Raw genomic sequence first — 17,283 nt, forward strand, 5'->3', positions numbered from 1 at the left:
TGAATAGCTTCATCAAATCCATATAGGGGCGGCTTTGTTTTTTATATTTGATCCTAAACGCCTCTTAGCCAATCTCACATTTGATTCCGAGACGATTTTGATGCCGAAGATTGTAGACGTGTATTGTTTTTCTGGCTAATGAGACGAGGGCGAGAAAACATCTTCCTTAACTGTCCCCGAACAAAGGTATCCTTAATATCTTCACGGATAAGCGGAGCAAAAGGACTCATATACGGAACCCCAAAGGAACGTAAACTGCACATGTGAAGCATTAGCGCAATAAACCCAACTAGCATCCCAAACAAGCCAAAAGAAGCCGCAAGCGCCATAAATGGGAAACGAAGCATTCTAAAGGACTGAGATACGGCGTAGGAAGGCAGGACAAAACTTGAAACCGCCGTGATCGCCACCACGATGACCATGGCTGCCGAGACAATTCCGGCCTCAACGGCCGCTGTACCAATCACAAGTGTCCCTACAATAGACATAGCTGACCCGATAGCCCTTGGCATTCGTAAACCAGCTTCCCGTAAGATTTCAAATCCGATTTCCATTAGGAGAGCTTCAATGAATGCAGGAAAGGGAACCCCTTCCCGTTGAGCGGCTAAACCAATCAGCAGTGGAGTTGGCAACATTTCCTGATGAAACGTAGTGAGAGCGATATATAGAGATGGTCCTAGCAAAGCAATAAAAATACAAAAAAAACGAAGCATACGATTAAGGGTGCTAAAGAACATACGCTGATAATAGTCTTCTGAAGATTGGATAAAGGAGACGAACAGTGCCGGGACGACTAGAACAATCGGCGTTCCATCCACTAGTATGGCAACTTTCCCTTCCAAAAGCTCCGCAGCAATCACATCAGGACGCTCCGAATAATATATAGTCGGAAATGGACTGTACGTTTCATCTTGAATCCATTCCTCAATATAACCACTTTCTAGGATTCCATCGATATCAATTCCATCTAGACGCCTGTGCACTTCTTCAACGACTTTGTCATTGGCAATTCCATTAATATACATGATCCCTACATCGGTTATGGTCAATTTTCCGATTTTTTTCGATTCCAACCAAAGTTGAGGGGTTTTAATTTTCCGGCGAATTAACGCTGTATTGGTACGCAAATTTTCCGTAAACCCTTCCTTTGGTCCCCGAATAATGGTTTCCGTGGTAGCTTCGGTTACACCACGGTCTTTTCCACCACGCATAGCGATTGTAAAACCTTGTGTATGTCCATCCACTAAGAGAATAACGTCCCCTGATAACAGGGAAGTTAATACAGAACTGAATGCCGTCACCTCCCGTATGTCTCCAACCGCAAGAATGCAATCCTTCAATTCTTGTAAAACGCTCTGGTGAGACGATAGCATTTTCTCCTGACTGGTATGAATATCTACCATGAGGGATTCCATGATAAAATTTTGAATGGAATTAGTGTCCACCAATCCATCTGTATAAAACAGACAAACTTTAACTAGTTGCTTTTTCCCAATATGTATTTCTCTAATTACGATATCACTGCTGTTCCCAAGCAGTTGCTTTATGTGTTCAATATTTTCTTGTAGGCTTGTTTTTAATAAGGCTTTGCTCGTTTCGTTCGTTTCCTTGTTTAGGTCATCTTGCTCGAATAGAGGATGTTTCATCCTGTTTTGGCTTCGTTTCTTAAAAAGACTCATGTCTTTTATCCCCTTTCGATACTTTGCTTCTTCAAAAGGCAAACTTATTAGGTTACTTTCAACATCTTTGAGAAAAGATTTGATAAGATATTTTTTTAAAAACACTTTAAACTTATAATGACGAATTCGGTATTCAATGTTTCCACTTTTATCATGCTTATTTATCCACTTTTTATACATTTAGGTAATCAATCATGCTCCACATACCCATTTAAAAAGCAACCATTTCCAGTCACCAGTTTGTGCTTCTGAAGCTGGCACTAAAATTTGATAAACGAAAGAGCGTAAAAAATAAGCCTTTCTTTTGTTAGATCATAAAGACATTTCAACAAAAACATTCACGAAAGCTTGTGACTACCCCGATTTCATCACCATGATCACATTGAAAAAACCACGCAATTGGCCCTGTAGTGACGGAATAATAGACAATTTCCCGTTCCTTTCATGCGGATGAAGAAGCCCGGCTTGTCTGCTCCAAATTAACTAACCATTTGCGGACGCAGTAAAAGCCGTGTACGGTACTTCTATCAAAATCAGTGGAGATCTTATTCCCGCTGATTCTTTATCATTTTAAAGTACGTGCCTCTGCCCCACTGCAAGAAAGTATTTCACAGGGTGCAGATTTCTTGAATATTTCTATGAACAAATGGGAATAAAAGATACGGAAAGAGGAGAGGACATGAATGATTAATAACAATCAAATAAACACCCGGCAATTTACTTTTTTAATCATTTTATTTGTCATTGGTGACAGCATATTATTCGTTCCTTCAAGTGTTACGTCTGTAGCGAATCAAGATGGTTGGCTTTCTGCTATATTCGCGACTGCTATTGCGATCTTGATAGTTACTATGTACGGCTTTCTTGGTAAACGATTTCCCTCCATGAATATAGTCGGTATCGGTGAAAAAGTCTTTAGTTTATGGATTGGAAAAATCGTTGGGGTTCTATTTGTTTTTTTCATTTTTATTGATGCAAGTCTCCTTCTTTGGGAAATGGGGGATTTCATGACAACTCAAGTCATGCCAGAAACCCCAACTAATGCCATCCTTATTCTTTTTTTAAGTATTGTTATCATGGGAATAAAAATCGGGGTAGAACCATTCACTCGTACGGCAGAAATTATTTTCCCCTGGGTTATAGTGCTTTTTTTGATTCTTTTTCTAGCGGTTTCCCCTAATATTAAGCCTGAGAACATTCAGCCTATATTGGAAAACGGGATAAAACCAGTACTGCTCGGCGCTCTCCCTCTTATAGGTTATCACTTTGAAAGTGTGATGCTTTTGATGCTATTACCACATGTCAATCAAGTAAAAAGCATCGTCAAAAGCTATATCGTTGGAATGATTATTGGAAATACGTTTCTGTTCTTGACTATATTTTTATGTATTTTAGTGCTAGGTAGTCATTTAACATCCGCCTACATTTACCCCTCTTATGCGTTAGCTAGAAAAATAAATATAGGAAATTTTCTTCAGCGATTAGAAGCGATATTAGCTTTTATATGGTTTTTCACTGTTTATTTCAAATTAACAATCACTTTTTTTGCGACACTCGTAGGTCTGACCCAGATTTTAAAAATAAAAGATTATAAAGTGCTAACGTTTCCATTAGCTTTAATTTTATATGCCCTTACTCTTGTAATAGGGCCGAATACAACATATGTTAGTGAATTTCTTTCATCCAGCTGGTGGCCGTTTAGTTTAATGTACGGTTTATTTTTACCATTATTATTGATCATAGTGGCTAAATTACGAAAAAAATATTAAAAATGCTTGTTGATTATCCGAAAAATGATTTTAGTTAGTGCTCTTATCTTGGTGACTATATTACTGTTTGTGAATTTAAACTCGGTCTCCAAAAAAGAAGATCAAATCGCTGCTTTACAACTTAAACTCAATGAAAGTGAAAAAACCATCAAAAATCAGAACATTGTGTTACGCATAAACTGGCCATCTGTGCCACTGATATTGTCCAGCTGCACAGCCACAACAACGGCAAAAATCATGGATGTTTTTTTCATTAGACCGAGAAAGCCGATCTCAGACGATACGGTTTTATTACTCCACGCAATCATGAGTCCTATCATATAGTCAATGATCATCATGATCACGAGCGCTTTAACCAAATGATCCATTTCCCCGACAAAATAAGCGACAGCTGATATGCTGCCGCCTAGGAGGGATGTGTATAACGTGTCTGTATTATGTTGCATCCCGCACCTCTTTCTATTTTTCACATATAAAAAGAGCACCCAACAGGGACGCCCTTTTTATTACTATTTACTGTTCTGTACTCAACAGTTTGTCCTACTGTTTATTCAGCTCCTTATAAGCTAAAACTTTTAATGCCATAATCTCTTCTTCGGTTAGCTTACTTTCAAGTGTACTTAGCAGCTCCCTTTTCTTTTCAGCTGTAAGGCCGCCTTGGACACTCGTTTGAATTTCTTTTAATTCACTGACATTGAACTTTTTAGCCAATTCCCTAGTTGCCTCTTCTTTCGTTTCAAAAGGCAAAGAGGAACTATCTACATTTGCCCCCTCCGAAACAAATTTTTGCAATTCGGGGTTACTATTGATTTGTTGTTTAATTTTTTCGATTTCACCACTGTTTTCAAGCTGTGTTGCTACTTGATCCATCACTTTATTAGATACCATTTTTGTTCCGAAATAATAAATTCCGAATCCTAAAAAAGCGAAAACAACCACTAATCCAATTAAGATTTTAAACACTTTTTTCAATTTTAATTCCTCCTGTAATAAAACATTATCCTTAAGAGGCTAACAAGATATTCACTATTTTCCTAGCTTTTTCATAAAAAAGCCAACGCATCGTTTAGCCTGTCAAAGTAAATATTCTATTTCAAATTCTGTAGAAAGTAATTCCATCCTTTCTAAATCAAATTCAAATGTTAGAATCGCTGATTGTTTTGATCTATGTGTTAAGATACGCTTACCATTTTTTATTACCAAACTTTCCGCGTTCCAAAAGCTAACAGACTCATCTTCTCCAGTACGATTGCACACGATTATTGGCAACCCTGTATCTATGGATCTTTGTTCCCATTCTCCTTCGGGGCCATGTAACCCCGGACCCCACGAAGACGGTGCTACTATAATGTCCGATCCCTTCTGATATAATTGATCGGCAACATTTTTTGTATAAGCATCCGCACAAATCATGACCCCCACATTTATTTGCCCTATTTTTATAGGTTCTATTTTTCCGTCGGTGGTAGACCACCCATCAGAAACAGTGTTAATTTTTCTTTGTTTGCCTATTATGTTACCGTTTCTGTCTATCACAAAAACAGTATTAAACAGACATCCATTCTCATCTTTTTCTGGGCATCCAAGAAATAAATTAATCTTTAAAACCTTTACCTGTTCACATAATTTTTTCATCCAACTATCAGGTTGTTGGGTAATCCAACTAGTTCCAATTTCACTCTTAAATTGTAACCCACTAACACAAAGTTCAGGTGTTATAACCCAGTCAACCTGTTTAATTGCGGCCAAATTTAAAGCCTTTTCAATAAGTCCTGTGTTGTATTCTATATTCCCTGCCATTGGTAATAAGTGTAATAATGCAATTTTTATTTTATTCAATATATCACCTCATTTTCTAACACTATAATTATTTCCTTTTAATAATTTAGTTCTAATATAACATATCATCTTATAAAAACGAGGCAACTAAATTACTGCACATGATGTTTCAATACACCTTATTCGGGTGAGGTTCCGGCGGGTGTTTAATCGCCATCGTGTCATCTTATTTAGTTTGCGTTATGTACTCTTTTACCAAAGCGTTGTTGATCTGCCATTCATCGGATGAGGCAGCCGCGTATTCCTTTACCGGTTGATGATATTCTGACGGCACACCGCCCTCGAATTTACGGTTTCCATAAATGTACACGTTTTGAGCATAGCTCTTTGTCATAAATGATAATATTACCATTATACTGTCCCTCTATCCGTCATTACGTACTCAATAAAATCAAGCAATGTTTTGGCAGCATCGGTTTCATCTTTTAGTTCTTCCACTTCACGCTCAAATTCTTCCTGTATTTTGCCGACCGCAACTAAAACCCGTTCCAATAATCCCTCCATTACATTCCACCCGCTTTCAATTTTTTTAATACGTTCTGATTATCAGAAATTTTTAAACCAAATAAAAAACACCGTTCTATTTTGAACGATGTTGAAGTACGCATTGATCCCATTTTCAACAAACATTTATTGGGCATTATCTTCTTGTTGCTCTGAAGGTTCCTCACTTGGATCTGGTTCATCTTCATCAGTACCATTACAGCCATACAAAAATCCTGTTGATAGAATCATCGACATAAGCGCAAAAATATATTTTTTATGTTTCACCTTAATCCTCCTTTCTGCATTTATTCTCATTCATGCTTTCCTGTTTTTTGAAATATATTCATAAAACATCGAAAACCTGTTTCTTGAACCATTGGTTTTCTATTTTCGCTTGATGACAATCTCATACCAACAGGTGCACCTTTCTTTTTGATTCCATCCTTTCTTACTTCAATTGCTACAAAGCCGTCCAGCAATAAATAAGAAAAAACCCTTAAAGCCAGGTCGGTTTCAAGGGGTTCAGCTGATTAGATGCTATAAGATATGGTTCACGTTCCCAACTTTAAGCGCTGCAGAGTCGTTGTATATAGTACAATAACAATGTTTCCAATGGTGCCTACTGCTAAATAGTCATTTTCCAACTTGATAACGCTAACCAGTTTTCTAGTTCCTTATAATCAGGTGTTATTTTTCCAACAAGGCGCCAAAAAGATCGATCGTGATTTAGATGGACCATATGGCACATTTCGTGAACGACTACGTAGTCGATCACTTTCATCGGTGCCATTGCCAGCTTCCAATTAAATGTTAACTGCAGATTTGAATCACAGGTTCCCCAAGTACGGCTACTGTCAGAAATACGGATAGAACGTGGTTTTATTTTAAAATTGCTTTGATAGGACTGAATGCTCCTTTCTACCAACACTTTACACTGCCGATAATAAAATCGTTTTAAAACTTGTTTTATTTTTTCATCCTCAAGTTGTTTCACATGTATATGTAACTTATCCCCTTCAAACACTACCTGGTCTTTCTTAATATTTATATCTTGAGAGATCTGTATAGGATATTCGTTCCCTAAATAAAGAAAGCTCTCACCATGATCATAGACTTTCTCCTTTGGTCCACGTATTCTATCCTTCATTTCTTTTGATTTTTGCTGAATCCAATCCCATTTTTCCTCTACTAATGGAAGCACGCTTTCAACAGGTGTTCCTTTAGGTGCTTGGATTTCAATATTTCCATAAAGATCTATATAAATGCCCATAGATGTCCGCTTTTTGTAATTTATATCAAAACTAATTGTCTCACCGGAGTGTATATGTATCACTTAATCACCTATCGTATCCGTTCATGTTATTTTCGTAACTGAAAATAGCATAACAGAAGATGTATTTTCATTATAACTTCTATCTAAAGAATTAGTTGATGATCCCTTATCCCCTATATTTTATGGCTAATCCTTTTAAGAAATTCCTTGCGTATTTATCGCCGCACTCTTTATAATTCTTATGGCCTTCTTTTCTTAATAATGCACTTAATTCTCCTTTTGTTATAATGACTCCTGCTGTTTCTAATATATTAAGCATATCTTCACTTGTTAATGCCAGTGCTATTTTCACTTTCTTTAGAATGAGATTATTCATACTTTCATTATTCTTTAAAGGCGTTGCTTGTCTATCAGGCTGCCCTGGTTTTAGATCTTGTTTTCCTCTTTTAAAAATAATAAAGCCATTTAAAAAAGACTCCAACATACTATTATTGCATTTTATTGCGCCGTCATGTTCAGCTAGATCACTATCATTGTTCGCTTCATTAGAGTAACTGTTTTTTGGTTTTGTGAGCATCTTTAACACTTCTTCTTTTGTTACTTCAATGCCTCCAAGTTTAAATATCTCTATCATATCTGTATTTTTTATATCCAGAGCATATCTTAATCTTATTAATATATCATCATTACTCATACTCATCGTTAACCCTCCTAAAATATTGACTATTTGCACAACAGTCAAAGCGTATTCTCTAAAACAATCCAAATTTCAACCCTTACCATGTTAAATAAAATAGTATCACCAAGAATGGTCCTTAAGATTGTATCTCCGACAGTACAAAAACCTACCACTTTTTAAGATAATGCCCATTAAATTAATACTTTAACACTTTAATGATATATTTTATAGTTTTACTTGCGTTAATACGTATAGAACTTATCAAAAAAAACCTTTAGTCTAAGAGAAGATTGAATGGACTTTTTTTATTGAAATCAAAGGTCTTATCAGAAGAGAAGGTATTGTGGACAATCCACACTCGTTAATTGATTGAAGTTAATTTTTAACCAAAGAAAAAAGACCGAAAAAATCGATCTTTTTTCTAGGCCTTATTGAACTAACGCACCCGTTAGTTCAATAAGTATAGACATTATCACATGTTCCAGCTTTTGGCTCATAATAACAATGATTTTTATATTGACCAGAAAAAGGCTGATCGTACCATGTTGGAGGGCATGGAGCATATGGATTAAAATACCAAAGAGCATATTTCCCTGGGTGTTGTCTCCAATAATCCAAATTCTGTTTTGCTAATCTTTTTTCAGCACTTCTCGCTCTTTGATAAAATAAATTACCTTTTTGAACAGCTTCAAAGGAATAATTTCCTCCTTGTACTTGAAAAATAACATCGGAAATTGTTCTTAAATCTTTAAAGTCTAAACAATCTGATTTAAGACGATTAACAATTACATTTCCAACATATAACATTCCCTGTTTTCCTTCGCCTTCGGCTTCTGCTCTCATCATCCTTGCCATTAAGTCAACGTCCGAACTTCGGTAAGGAACTCTCGGCATTTTTTCACCCCCAACATATAGTATTAAAAAAAACCTACATTGGTGTAGACTTTTTTCAAATAAAATCACCTTTCATCCTACGTCTGAATATATTTAGGATGATCCTCTTTTTTTATGAAATACGGGGCGTTAGTGAAACTTCACTAGATATTTAACATCAATTGAATCCGCTCCCCGCTAGTCTTCTATAATACCTGTTTTTGTATGCATTTATATGTATCAGTGGTACTGCAATTTAATGTATCAAAACGAGTACAGCCTCCTCAAAAGTAGGTTATGTCAGTATTGACAGTGGCACTCTAATTGTCCATATGTAATATTTTTAGATACTTTGTCGAATGTATGGTAATTCTTTCGAGATTATTTTATAATGTTTCCTGTTATGTTTAGTCAACAAACTCACATAGGAGAGATGCAATGTTATCTACTCAATTAAGTTTGGAGGACTTAGCTGCTCAAATTAATGATATTCGCGAGTTAATGATAGCCTCTGGTTTAACTAAAGGATTTACAGATAACGAAACCCTTAAATACAGCGAAGAATTAGACATGTTAATTCTGCAATTTCAATTGCAAAGCAGACTTTAATAATCTATCGAGAATACATATCATTTTTTGTATAAATTTCTCTGAAATGGTTAAACTGTTACTGTGTTACGTTTTCTCATGAGTAAGAACCTTCCAGTATTTTTAGCCGAGGATTCCCTCGGCTGTTTTTGTATAACGGTTTTCGTTATGTCCAAAACCAATCCAATATTATGCGACTGTACATAATAATACAGCCGCTTTTTTCATTCAATATTTGTAAACGTTTTACGCATCAGCCATCATCCTTTTTCTTAACTCAAAGAACCATTCCTTATCTGCGGTCATGATCGCTAAATCGATCATTGCCTGATAGTCTTCTTTTTCGAGCATATTATTCATGACAGATATCGATCTTAGTGAGACGATAGCCAGGGTGGGTTCCATCCATTCCGGCTCCCCGTCTATAACTCTGGCCACTTTTATTATGTAAGCGGCGATATTATTCTCTGTGAAATGATCAATATAGCTGATGTACCTATCCCGGCCAGACACTGCTAAAACCCAATCGCCAATGTTCATCACGCCATTCCTTTCTTAAAATAATCAGCGAGTCGGAAATTCTCAAACCAATACACGGGTAAGCTGCCAAGTAGTCCTTCTAATTTTGGATTAGGATAGTAATCAACATGACTCGCGGATCCTCGGACAATAAAGTAATATTCTTTATTCACCCGATCTTTAGATGCTTCCCAACACCATATGAGTTTTACAGTATATGCCTCGTTTAGTTCAATTTCTACCGCTCGTTTTGACGGTTCTAGCGGCGATGATACCGACTTTATTTCTTCCGTGATCTGAAAGTACTTTTTTTCAAAACAACCAGTATGCGCGCTTTTTCGCGGGAATCTTGAAACGTACACATAATCATCATTAGTCGGAAATAAGTAAAATGCTTCTCCTGCCGGTAAAATGTCAGTATTGATGCACCTGCCTTGCCGCATGACAATCACCTCTTATCGTTTTCTGTTCCATTCACCCTATTTTGTATTCTATGACTGTCACTTCCTGCCCGATCGCCTTTTCTAGGAATTGATAGGCCGTCGCTTGCCCGCTTGCCTGATCCGTTACAGCGATAGCATGTAACTGCGTATAAAGGAATCACATGGAATACTGGCTGCACTTCCACCTTTTCAACGTCTGGATCTGCCAAAAGAAGCATGTAATAATCCGTTTCAGCTTTGCTGTCAAAAAGAATACCGTATACAAATGTTTTCTTCGTGTTCCAATTACGCGCTCTCACTTAGAAACGTTCTCTTTTCATTCTATATATTTTTTAATTGAATTTTGCACATTGTTAATTAAGTTATTAATGTATCTGTTGTTTCTTCAATTCCACATTCCATCGCAGCATAATTCCACCATTTTCGTCTGTAAAATGTACCTCGACACAAGCGTCCTGCGCATTCCAATTTACTTTTGTAATGTTGCCGGTCCCGTATTTGTCACACTGACCTGGACTCATTGACGACAAATGCCTTCGTTGCACATGCCGGACATGCTTTTACAAAGCATCCGATTACTTCTTCATCTGTGATACGATGAGTGCACCGCATAATTTACACACTGCGTTTCACCCTCCAATCCTGCCCTTCTGCATCAAGTAGAAAGCGATGTTGTTCATCACTACATTGACCGATCAGCCGGCTGGCTGCATCATATCCGATCTTGTCCGCCAATTTAACCTTAATTAAAAAGAACATATATTTAAAAAGTAAAAAGCCGTCCCAGCATTATAACTGATACGGCTTTGTTCATTTGTTTTATTCACTTTGCTTGAGCAGTTGCTCGAGGAATTGTGGCAGTATGGGATGTTATTAAAAAAATGGGGACTAAATAATTAAACACGCTGCGTTGTGCAGTTATCTTAATTTCATACAGAAATTAGATCATCCGATAGGCAAACATGGACTTGTTTCCATTCATCAAAATCTGTTCATGATGCCTATCAACAGTCGTTTCCCTCTGCTTGACGGCCTTTATATATTCCTTAAGTAATCGTCTAAAAACAGAAAACAGATGATCCTGCACTTCCTCTCTCTGAATGATCAGGTAACGGCCCGCCTGCACCTAGTGGCATTTGAAGTAACAGTCATTCTGAGAACTTATCAATTATTTTTCTTTATTTATAGCTGTTTGTCCAAGCAGACACTAGAGTTTTTCATACACTGTATGAAAAGGAGGTGAATGTATTATGAGTTACTCAGGTGACAGCTACGGTTCTAGCTTTGTTTTAATTGTCGTATTGTTCATTCTCTTAATCATTGTGGGAGCTTCCTTTTACGGAGGAGGGTACTAAACCCTAATATCTAGTTTTGGGGACGCTTTTTTATTCGTCAATATTCAGTGACTCTGGTTTCTGCTCATGTTTTTTTATCCACCTCTTTGAACGGCTGTATGAACTACAGCCGTTTTTTCAGTTGTTTTCTTTGTTGCCTCCAAATAAAGGTTAAGCTTGATCACATTAATACCAATAACCTTGATAAGCGAACAAAAACAAAGAACCTGTTTTGAAAAAAAGGTGATCAAAACACGTTCTTAATAGATATATTAGGATCATTCGTTTATAAAAAAGGTCGATTGTTTTTTTCTTAATGCGCCGCCACATCCTCTGCCATAACGCGCCCTCTCTATCCCCATGAGATCCTTGATTTCTTGTTCAGATAATTTTTTCTGTTTCTTTGACGCTTTCTCCTTACTGCCGATCAGCATTTTACTCATTTCCGTCCAACTAGTTAATTAATCTTTAAAATGATTCATTTTTAAACATCCCCCTTCAAAAATAAAAAAGAGGTCACCGATCACACAGCAATAAAACTGCATAATCAGTGTCCTCAGGCTTTCCTACCTTGGACCTATTCAATTACACATATTATAACAAATCTTCAACAGGAAAAGTCACTAAATAATGCTGAATTATTATCGTCAAGCTAATGCATCTGATAGGGGACATATTGACCTCTTTCTAATATCAATCTCTCATTCATCATATTTCATATTTCAAAATATGGTACCATTGTTATTACTTATATCAACAACGACAGGATTATCATTACGTACAGACATACGAACCTGTGTCTCCACATGCATTAAAGGATCATGGAAATTAACCGACTGTGGAACCAACTAAAAATTGATCAAAACTGCTCTTAATATATTTAAGCAGATGATTCAAAGCCCCTGCTGCTGCCATACAATTAGGGGCTTTTCTACTGCTATTTTATCTATCAAAAATCTTTCACACAGTGATGACAACTTTTCCTTGAGCGTGTCCTTCTTCAAAATACCTGAAAGCTTCGGGCACTTCACTCAACTTATAACATCGATCAATAATAGGTTTTACTTTGCCGGCTTCAAGAAGTTCTTTCATAAAAACCAGATCTTTTTGGTTTTGCCTTTGTAACATGTTACCCATTTTCTTACTCCCAGTCAATGAAATCCAAGGCCCTAGAAGCATGGCTTGAGTTAATTGAGCTCCTGAACCTCCAACCATAACATAAATTCCATTGGAACTTAGTGCACGCTTATAAGCTGAAATCGGTTGATATCCATTAACAGCAAGAATTAGGTCATAACGCTGCGTTTTTTTAGTGAAATCTTCCCTCGTATAATCAATGGCAAAGTCTGCACCAATCGATCGCACAATGTTTAAATTTCTCGTACTGCACACCCCCGTTACTTCAGCCCCGAACGCTTTGGCAATCTGTACGGCGAAAGTCCCCACACCACCAGAGGCACCATTAATCAAAACCTTCTGCCCCGACTGAATCTTGCCTTTATCCCGTAGACCCTGAAGAGCCGTGACTGCCGCCATAGGTACCGCAGCAGCTTCCACGAAAGACGTATTAGCTGGTTTTAGTGCTAATACATTTTCGGGAACAGATACATATTCGGCAAAACCACCCCAGCCACACCCAGATAGGTCTCCGAACACCTCATCGCCTGGTTGAAATTGCTTAACATTTATGCCAACCGCTTCAACCCGCCCTGCTATGTCACCCCCGGGTATAGAGTATTTTGGTTTTAGAAGACCGAAAGCAAAGCGGGCTAAATAGGGTTCTCCTTTCAAAAGAACCAGGTTACCGTAATTTACGGATGCTGCATAAATTTTTACCAGTACTTGATTGTCGTCAGGAATGGGTTTTTCCACCTCTGTTAATTCAAGTACATCAGGTGAACCATATTTGTTATACACAATAGCTTTCATAAATATTCCTCCTAATTTACTTTGATTTGATCATTTATCTCCTTAATAAATATCGCTAAAAAACTATAATAGACCCTGGATTGTCAATACTAAATCAGACAACTTTTTTAGAGGACAGTCGTTTGTATTCAAAAGGTAAATAAAAACAGAATTCTTTTGAATTAGGTTCTCTTAAACTTTTTTGTGGATTTTTAACCAAAGAAAAAAGACCGAAAAAATCGGCCTTTTATGTATGTCTTCTTAAACTAATTCATCTGTTAACATAATAAGAGCAAAAGCTGTTTAAATTATTTCTGAGGTTGTTTTAAACTGTAGTCCAAATAGAGACTTTTTTAACTTCTCATTATTTGGAATATAACCCATTTGCTTTATTTACGATATCATCTTTATAGTCTATAAAGAGAGTACCATCTGATTGGACTTCTGCATAAAAAACATCTGAAACCGTTTTCACTCCTGCCTGTTGTAATTGTCGGTTCAGCCAGGCTGTATCTAGATTCAGCTTCAGTAAGTTTCGTGTGTTAATAATTCCATCTGACACAACTTCAGTTATTGTAGGGAGAATAGCTTTATGAAGACTTTCAATATTCAAATCACCTTTTGTTACAGGCACTTTTTGCTCTTTTTTCACAACTGAAAGTTTCCCGGTAATTTCAAAAATGGCATATTCCACATCTGTAATTGAAAATATATTTTTTGTTCTTAGCAAAGCATTTAGAGCGTCTATATCTAAACTAGCTTTACGAAGCGGTTTTTCCATAATCTTACCGTTTTTTATAATAATTAATGGCTCTCCATCAATGACTTTTCGTGCCTTTTTGGATTTGATCACAATCCATCCTGTAAAAACAGTAAGTAAGGCCCATCCAATTAGCGAAATAATACCATTTCGAACACTTAGTTGTGAATTGAATACAAAGTTTCCAGCAATAGAACCGATAGCTATAGCCGAAGCAAAGTTAAAAAAAGTCATTTGCGCAATCTCTTTTCTTTCCATAAGCCTAGTTAGACATAATAAGAGGAAGAATGATAATAAAATTCTAATGATTACTTCTATAATGCCCAATTCGTATCCCACCTTTCAATGAATAGCATTTCTATATTTAAGAAATGCTATTCATTGAAAAAGAGAGTTCTGCAAAACAAATGTTATTGGTTTTACAACCAAGGTTGCATCCTCTGAATAAAATTCCATTAAATCATCAAGAAATCGTCTAAAAACAGAAAACAGATGATGCTGCACTTCCTCTCTCTAAATGATCAGGTAACTGCCGGCTTGCACCTATTGGCCTTTCAAGTAACAGTCATTCTGAGAACTTATCAATTATTTTCTTTCTTTATTCATAGCTGTTTGTCCAAGCAGACACTAGAGTTTTTCATACACTGTATGAAAAGGAGGTGAATGTATTATGAGTGACTCAGGTGGCAGCTACGGTTCTAGCTTTGCTTTAATTGTCGTATTGTTCATTCTTTTAATCATTGTGGGAGCTTCCTTTTACGGAGGAGGGTACTAAACCCTAGTATCTAGTTTAGGGGACGCTTTTTTATTCGTCAATATTCAGTGACTCTGGTTTCTGCTGATGTTTTTTTATCCACCTCTCTTTGAACGGCTGTATGAACTACAGCCGTTTTTTCAGTTGTTTTCTTTGTTGCCTCCAAATAAAGTTTAAATTTGATCACATTAATACCAATAACCTTGATAAGCGAACAATTCTTATTTTAGGCCACGTAAAAACAAACCCCGTCCTAAAATTAGGACAGGGTTATACATAAAGTTACTTCTGTATTATCTGAATAAGGTTTCCGCATGTATCGTCGAAGACAGCTATTGTGACTTCGCCCATTTCTGTCGGCTCTATAGTAAACTTCACGCCGTGTTTCAATAACCTATCGTACTCTTTGCGAACATCCTCAACACCAAACATTGTTACAGGTATGCCTTCTTCAAATAGCTTCTTTTGATACTCTTTGGCTGCTGGATGATTATTTGGTTCGAGCAGAATCTCAGTACCTTCTTGCTCCTCGGGAGAAACAAGCGTAATCCACCTAAATTCTCCGCTGGGAACGTCGTGCTTTTTTACAAAGCCCAGCGTTTCTGAATAAAACTCTAGTGCCTTGTCTTGATCTTGTACGAATATACTGGTAACAATAATTTTCATATTGTTTTTACCTCCTTTGATATTTGCGATGTATGGTGCTGTGCTAACAATCTGGCTGTAAGCAAAAAAACCACACGTTCGTCCGAAATCCTGTTCCTATAATGCCATTTTTATTGAACCATTCAAAACACACTCAGTGACTTCATCCACTTTTTGTTCCCTTACTTACGTCTGCGGGATATTTTGTTTCTTGTTTTTTTACAAAATTACTCTATCCATCCTTTCAGCAAGTTTTTAAGTGGTTCGTTGTTGAACATAAGTACTCGATATTTTCCCTTTCGTTTTGATTTTACAAGCCCTGCATCTTCCAATACTGAAAGATGTTTAGCTATCCCTTGTCGCGAAATGGTAAGGTTGTGCTTCATAATGAGACGTACTGTTAATTCATACAACGTCAGCTCGTTGCGTTTGGATAGTTCGTCTAATATCAGTCGCCGAGTCGAGTCGCTGAGTGCTTTGAATATAGTGTCTTTGTCCCACATACATCAATTATAACCAACCATACGGTTGCTTGTCGAAAATAAGCAACTTTATGGTTGCTTATCAAAGGAACTGTATACATGCAATCTTTCTCTCCAATAACCTAAGTTCACTTCATCAGCTAGAAAGAAGTAAACTTAGGACGTTTAATAAAACTCTAAGTAACTCAAATCAAAACCACTTTTTACGTAAGCAACTAAACCTAAAAAGCACATATTCCAGAACTAATAAAGGGATAATTTCATATCTTTTCTATCATTAGATTCCCGTTGATATTTACTTATTAATGAACTCCCGTTACAAATTCATTTCTAATAATACAGGCAATTCAAGTAATGGTTTTATAGTTTTTCATCTTAAACTAAACTGCCCCATTAGTTTAAGTAGTAAACTTCACATTATCATAATTCACACCAGTTATGGCTCTCGGCGCAATTTGGGAAATAAATTTTAACCATATGCCGGAACTAGAATGGAAATATAATTATCTTTTCTCAAGTGTGTTAATTGGGTTGTGTACACCTGTAATTTTATTTTTCTAAAGAAAAAAGGCTGGATGGTTGATATTCTGGCTGTTCACAGTAAAAAATCTTTTTTTAAGTAATTCGTCTTTCCTAGCTATTATTCTGGAAAAATTCCCGGCTCCAAATATGTAAGCAGGGCGTATTTGTTTTAACACACCAAATTAAATTCATCTAACCTTTACAAGGTATCGTACCTTCTCTTTATACATATAGAAGAAAAGGAGATAACAATTGCAAAATAAAATTAAATTTACTTATTATTCACAATGATAAAAAGGGAAAAGAGCCTTCTCTCTTATCCCTTTTTATCAACAGCCTATACCACAGGTTAAAAGAACTGGATGAAGCGTCCTATATGTCCATCTCCCACCACTTTTGTTTTTCCTGCTTCATCTCTTTCTCCATTTTCTGAGGATAGGCGGTTCGGAATTTATGATGGTCAGCTGGGATGATTTCTACCATTTTTGCAATCATATCTTCCGGGTCAAACTGGTTCTTTAACTCTTCTTCCGCCTTAATTTCAAGTGTTTCCTCCGGTAGAAACTTCGCAAAGAAACCATGCTTTTGAGCGTTTGAGTTTCGTTTTGGAGGCGCTGCTGATTTGTTCCCTTTATTACCTATCCCATTAGAATTACCAACGGGTGCACCCTTCTTTTTGGTTGCAACCTTTTCAATTTTGGTTGCATCCTTTTTCGTCGGATCCCTTGAC

The 17,283-nt window shown here is 36.7% G+C and carries 23 protein-coding genes and 1 pseudogene; 4 read left to right on the plus strand and 20 right to left on the minus strand.

Annotated elements, in window-relative coordinates:
• Window positions 1-74: 74 nt before the first annotated feature.
• A complete protein-coding gene (locus ACZYRN_RS18620) occupies window positions 75-1,679 on the minus strand; it encodes a spore germination protein (RefSeq protein WP_488913095.1) in 1,605 nt (534 codons plus the stop codon).
• A gap of 683 nt (window positions 1,680-2,362) precedes the next feature.
• Here ACZYRN_RS18620 and ACZYRN_RS18625 point away from each other — a divergent pair.
• A complete protein-coding gene (locus ACZYRN_RS18625; RefSeq protein WP_488913096.1) occupies window positions 2,363-3,448 on the plus strand; it encodes a GerAB/ArcD/ProY family transporter in 1,086 nt (361 codons plus the stop codon).
• A gap of 155 nt (window positions 3,449-3,603) precedes the next feature.
• On the opposite strand, the gene ACZYRN_RS18630 is transcribed toward ACZYRN_RS18625, so the two are convergent.
• From ACZYRN_RS18630 to ACZYRN_RS18670, 9 genes are all read right to left on the minus strand, one after another.
• The gene (locus tag ACZYRN_RS18630) at window positions 3,604-3,894 is read right to left on the minus strand and encodes a phage holin family protein (RefSeq protein WP_488913097.1); all 291 of its coding nucleotides are present in this window, start codon (window positions 3,892-3,894) and stop codon (window positions 3,604-3,606) included.
• Between the two features lie 94 nt (window positions 3,895-3,988).
• The gene (locus ACZYRN_RS18635; protein WP_488913118.1) at window positions 3,989-4,411 is read right to left on the minus strand and encodes a hypothetical protein; all 423 of its coding nucleotides are present in this window, start codon (window positions 4,409-4,411) and stop codon (window positions 3,989-3,991) included.
• A 111-nt stretch (window positions 4,412-4,522) separates the two neighbouring features.
• Window positions 4,523-5,287 (minus strand): carbon-nitrogen hydrolase family protein, encoded by a 765-nt coding sequence (locus ACZYRN_RS18640; protein ID WP_488913098.1) that lies wholly within the window; start codon window positions 5,285-5,287, stop codon window positions 4,523-4,525.
• Between the two features lie 166 nt (window positions 5,288-5,453).
• On the minus strand, window positions 5,454-5,639 hold the full coding sequence (locus ACZYRN_RS18645) for a hypothetical protein (RefSeq protein WP_488913099.1): 186 nt from the start codon (window positions 5,637-5,639) through the stop codon (window positions 5,454-5,456).
• On the minus strand, window positions 5,639-5,791 hold the full coding sequence (locus ACZYRN_RS18650; RefSeq protein ID WP_488913100.1) for a hypothetical protein: 153 nt from the start codon (window positions 5,789-5,791) through the stop codon (window positions 5,639-5,641). The genes ACZYRN_RS18645 and ACZYRN_RS18650 overlap by 1 nt, the downstream gene beginning before the upstream one ends.
• A 126-nt stretch (window positions 5,792-5,917) precedes the next feature.
• Window positions 5,918-6,058: a hypothetical protein gene (locus ACZYRN_RS18655; protein ID WP_488913101.1), complete on the minus strand. Its 141-nt coding sequence runs from the start codon at window positions 6,056-6,058 to the stop codon at window positions 5,918-5,920.
• Between the two features lie 340 nt (window positions 6,059-6,398).
• Window positions 6,399-7,106: a M48 family metallopeptidase gene (locus ACZYRN_RS18660; protein WP_488913102.1), complete on the minus strand. Its 708-nt coding sequence runs from the start codon at window positions 7,104-7,106 to the stop codon at window positions 6,399-6,401.
• A gap of 106 nt (window positions 7,107-7,212) precedes the next feature.
• Entirely contained in the window at window positions 7,213-7,746 is a 534-nt protein-coding gene (locus ACZYRN_RS18665) for a YehS family protein (protein WP_488913103.1), read from the minus strand.
• 432 nt (window positions 7,747-8,178) lie between these two features.
• Complete coding sequence (locus tag ACZYRN_RS18670) at window positions 8,179-8,619, minus strand: cell wall hydrolase (RefSeq protein WP_488913104.1); 441 nt, start codon at window positions 8,617-8,619, stop codon at window positions 8,179-8,181.
• 417 nt (window positions 8,620-9,036) lie between these two features.
• Here ACZYRN_RS18670 and ACZYRN_RS18675 point away from each other — a divergent pair, with 417 nt between their 5' ends.
• Complete coding sequence (locus ACZYRN_RS18675; RefSeq protein WP_488913105.1) at window positions 9,037-9,207, plus strand: Spo0E family sporulation regulatory protein-aspartic acid phosphatase; 171 nt, start codon at window positions 9,037-9,039, stop codon at window positions 9,205-9,207.
• 225 nt (window positions 9,208-9,432) lie between these two features.
• Here ACZYRN_RS18675 and ACZYRN_RS18680 read toward each other — a convergent pair whose 3' ends face one another.
• The 4 genes from ACZYRN_RS18680 to ACZYRN_RS18695 all read right to left on the minus strand — a co-directional run bounded on the left by ACZYRN_RS18680 (window position 9,433) and on the right by ACZYRN_RS18695 (window position 10,669).
• Entirely contained in the window at window positions 9,433-9,726 is a 294-nt protein-coding gene (locus ACZYRN_RS18680; protein WP_488913106.1) for a hypothetical protein, read from the minus strand.
• Window positions 9,726-10,148: a hypothetical protein gene (locus ACZYRN_RS18685; RefSeq protein ID WP_488913107.1), complete on the minus strand. Its 423-nt coding sequence runs from the start codon at window positions 10,146-10,148 to the stop codon at window positions 9,726-9,728. The genes ACZYRN_RS18680 and ACZYRN_RS18685 overlap by 1 nt, the downstream gene beginning before the upstream one ends.
• A 5-nt stretch (window positions 10,149-10,153) precedes the next feature.
• Window positions 10,154-10,447 carry a DUF1064 domain-containing protein gene (locus ACZYRN_RS18690; RefSeq protein WP_488913108.1) on the minus strand — a complete coding sequence of 98 codons (294 nt, stop codon included), beginning with the start codon at window positions 10,445-10,447 and terminating at the stop codon, window positions 10,154-10,156.
• 66 nt (window positions 10,448-10,513) lie between these two features.
• Window positions 10,514-10,669 (minus strand): hypothetical protein, encoded by a 156-nt coding sequence (locus ACZYRN_RS18695; protein ID WP_488913109.1) that lies wholly within the window; start codon window positions 10,667-10,669, stop codon window positions 10,514-10,516.
• Between the two features lie 729 nt (window positions 10,670-11,398).
• On the opposite strand from ACZYRN_RS18695, the gene ACZYRN_RS18700 reads away from it, so the two are divergent.
• A complete protein-coding gene (locus ACZYRN_RS18700; protein WP_488913110.1) occupies window positions 11,399-11,503 on the plus strand; it encodes a YjcZ family sporulation protein in 105 nt (34 codons plus the stop codon).
• A gap of 257 nt (window positions 11,504-11,760) precedes the next feature.
• Here ACZYRN_RS18700 and ACZYRN_RS18705 read toward each other — a convergent pair whose 3' ends face one another.
• The 3 genes from ACZYRN_RS18705 to ACZYRN_RS18715 form a co-directional block, all read right to left on the minus strand.
• Window positions 11,761-11,925, minus strand: a complete 165-nt coding sequence (locus ACZYRN_RS18705) for a hypothetical protein (RefSeq protein WP_488913111.1) — start codon at window positions 11,923-11,925, stop codon at window positions 11,761-11,763.
• 517 nt (window positions 11,926-12,442) lie between these two features.
• Window positions 12,443-13,411 (minus strand): NAD(P)-dependent alcohol dehydrogenase, encoded by a 969-nt coding sequence (locus ACZYRN_RS18710; protein ID WP_488913112.1) that lies wholly within the window; start codon window positions 13,409-13,411, stop codon window positions 12,443-12,445.
• A gap of 343 nt (window positions 13,412-13,754) precedes the next feature.
• The gene (locus ACZYRN_RS18715; RefSeq protein WP_488913113.1) at window positions 13,755-14,477 is read right to left on the minus strand and encodes a DUF421 domain-containing protein; all 723 of its coding nucleotides are present in this window, start codon (window positions 14,475-14,477) and stop codon (window positions 13,755-13,757) included.
• Window positions 14,478-14,820: 343 nt separating this feature from the next.
• On the opposite strand from ACZYRN_RS18715, the gene ACZYRN_RS18720 reads away from it, so the two are divergent.
• Window positions 14,821-14,925 (plus strand): YjcZ family sporulation protein, encoded by a 105-nt coding sequence (locus ACZYRN_RS18720; RefSeq protein WP_488913114.1) that lies wholly within the window; start codon window positions 14,821-14,823, stop codon window positions 14,923-14,925.
• Window positions 14,926-15,186: 261 nt separating this feature from the next.
• Here ACZYRN_RS18720 and ACZYRN_RS18725 read toward each other — a convergent pair whose 3' ends face one another.
• The 3 genes and pseudogenes from ACZYRN_RS18725 to ACZYRN_RS18735 form a co-directional block, all read right to left on the minus strand.
• A complete protein-coding gene (locus tag ACZYRN_RS18725) occupies window positions 15,187-15,570 on the minus strand; it encodes a VOC family protein (protein ID WP_488913115.1) in 384 nt (127 codons plus the stop codon).
• Window positions 15,571-15,776: 206 nt separating this feature from the next.
• Entirely contained in the window at window positions 15,777-16,052 is a 276-nt protein-coding gene (locus tag ACZYRN_RS18730; protein WP_488913116.1) for an ArsR/SmtB family transcription factor, read from the minus strand.
• 873 nt (window positions 16,053-16,925) lie between these two features.
• Window positions 16,926-17,283: pseudogene (locus tag ACZYRN_RS18735) on the minus strand (hypothetical protein); the annotation flags it as partial.

This window comes from Domibacillus sp. F004 (assembly GCF_057814295.1).

What these genes read in the sequence shown, in the direction of transcription:
- ACZYRN_RS18695 (WP_488913109.1), bottom strand. Translation starts at nt 10,669, where the DNA reads ATGAGTCCAGGTCAGTGTGACAAATACGGGACCGGCAACATTACAAAA.
- ACZYRN_RS18650 (WP_488913100.1), bottom strand. Translation starts at nt 5,791, where the DNA reads ATGGAGGGATTATTGGAACGGGTTTTAGTTGCGGTCGGCAAAATACAG.
- ACZYRN_RS18680 (WP_488913106.1), bottom strand. Translation starts at nt 9,726, where the DNA reads ATGAACATTGGCGATTGGGTTTTAGCAGTGTCTGGCCGGGATAGGTAC.
- ACZYRN_RS18670 (WP_488913104.1), bottom strand. Translation starts at nt 8,619, where the DNA reads ATGCCGAGAGTTCCTTACCGAAGTTCGGACGTTGACTTAATGGCAAGG.
- ACZYRN_RS18625 (WP_488913096.1), top strand. Translation starts at nt 2,363, where the DNA reads ATGATTAATAACAATCAAATAAACACCCGGCAATTTACTTTTTTAATC.
- ACZYRN_RS18665 (WP_488913103.1), bottom strand. Translation starts at nt 7,746, where the DNA reads ATGAGTATGAGTAATGATGATATATTAATAAGATTAAGATATGCTCTG.
- ACZYRN_RS18730 (WP_488913116.1), bottom strand. Translation starts at nt 16,052, where the DNA reads ATGTGGGACAAAGACACTATATTCAAAGCACTCAGCGACTCGACTCGG.
- ACZYRN_RS18710 (WP_488913112.1), bottom strand. Translation starts at nt 13,411, where the DNA reads ATGAAAGCTATTGTGTATAACAAATATGGTTCACCTGATGTACTTGAA.
- ACZYRN_RS18620 (WP_488913095.1), bottom strand. Translation starts at nt 1,679, where the DNA reads ATGAGTCTTTTTAAGAAACGAAGCCAAAACAGGATGAAACATCCTCTA.
- ACZYRN_RS18720 (WP_488913114.1), top strand. Translation starts at nt 14,821, where the DNA reads ATGAGTGACTCAGGTGGCAGCTACGGTTCTAGCTTTGCTTTAATTGTC.
- ACZYRN_RS18685 (WP_488913107.1), bottom strand. Translation starts at nt 10,148, where the DNA reads ATGCGGCAAGGCAGGTGCATCAATACTGACATTTTACCGGCAGGAGAA.
- ACZYRN_RS18705 (WP_488913111.1), bottom strand. Translation starts at nt 11,925, where the DNA reads ATGAGTAAAATGCTGATCGGCAGTAAGGAGAAAGCGTCAAAGAAACAG.
- ACZYRN_RS18630 (WP_488913097.1), bottom strand. Translation starts at nt 3,894, where the DNA reads ATGCAACATAATACAGACACGTTATACACATCCCTCCTAGGCGGCAGC.
- ACZYRN_RS18700 (WP_488913110.1), top strand. Translation starts at nt 11,399, where the DNA reads ATGAGTTACTCAGGTGACAGCTACGGTTCTAGCTTTGTTTTAATTGTC.
- ACZYRN_RS18645 (WP_488913099.1), bottom strand. Translation starts at nt 5,639, where the DNA reads ATGGTAATATTATCATTTATGACAAAGAGCTATGCTCAAAACGTGTAC.
- ACZYRN_RS18725 (WP_488913115.1), bottom strand. Translation starts at nt 15,570, where the DNA reads ATGAAAATTATTGTTACCAGTATATTCGTACAAGATCAAGACAAGGCA.
- ACZYRN_RS18675 (WP_488913105.1), top strand. Translation starts at nt 9,037, where the DNA reads ATGTTATCTACTCAATTAAGTTTGGAGGACTTAGCTGCTCAAATTAAT.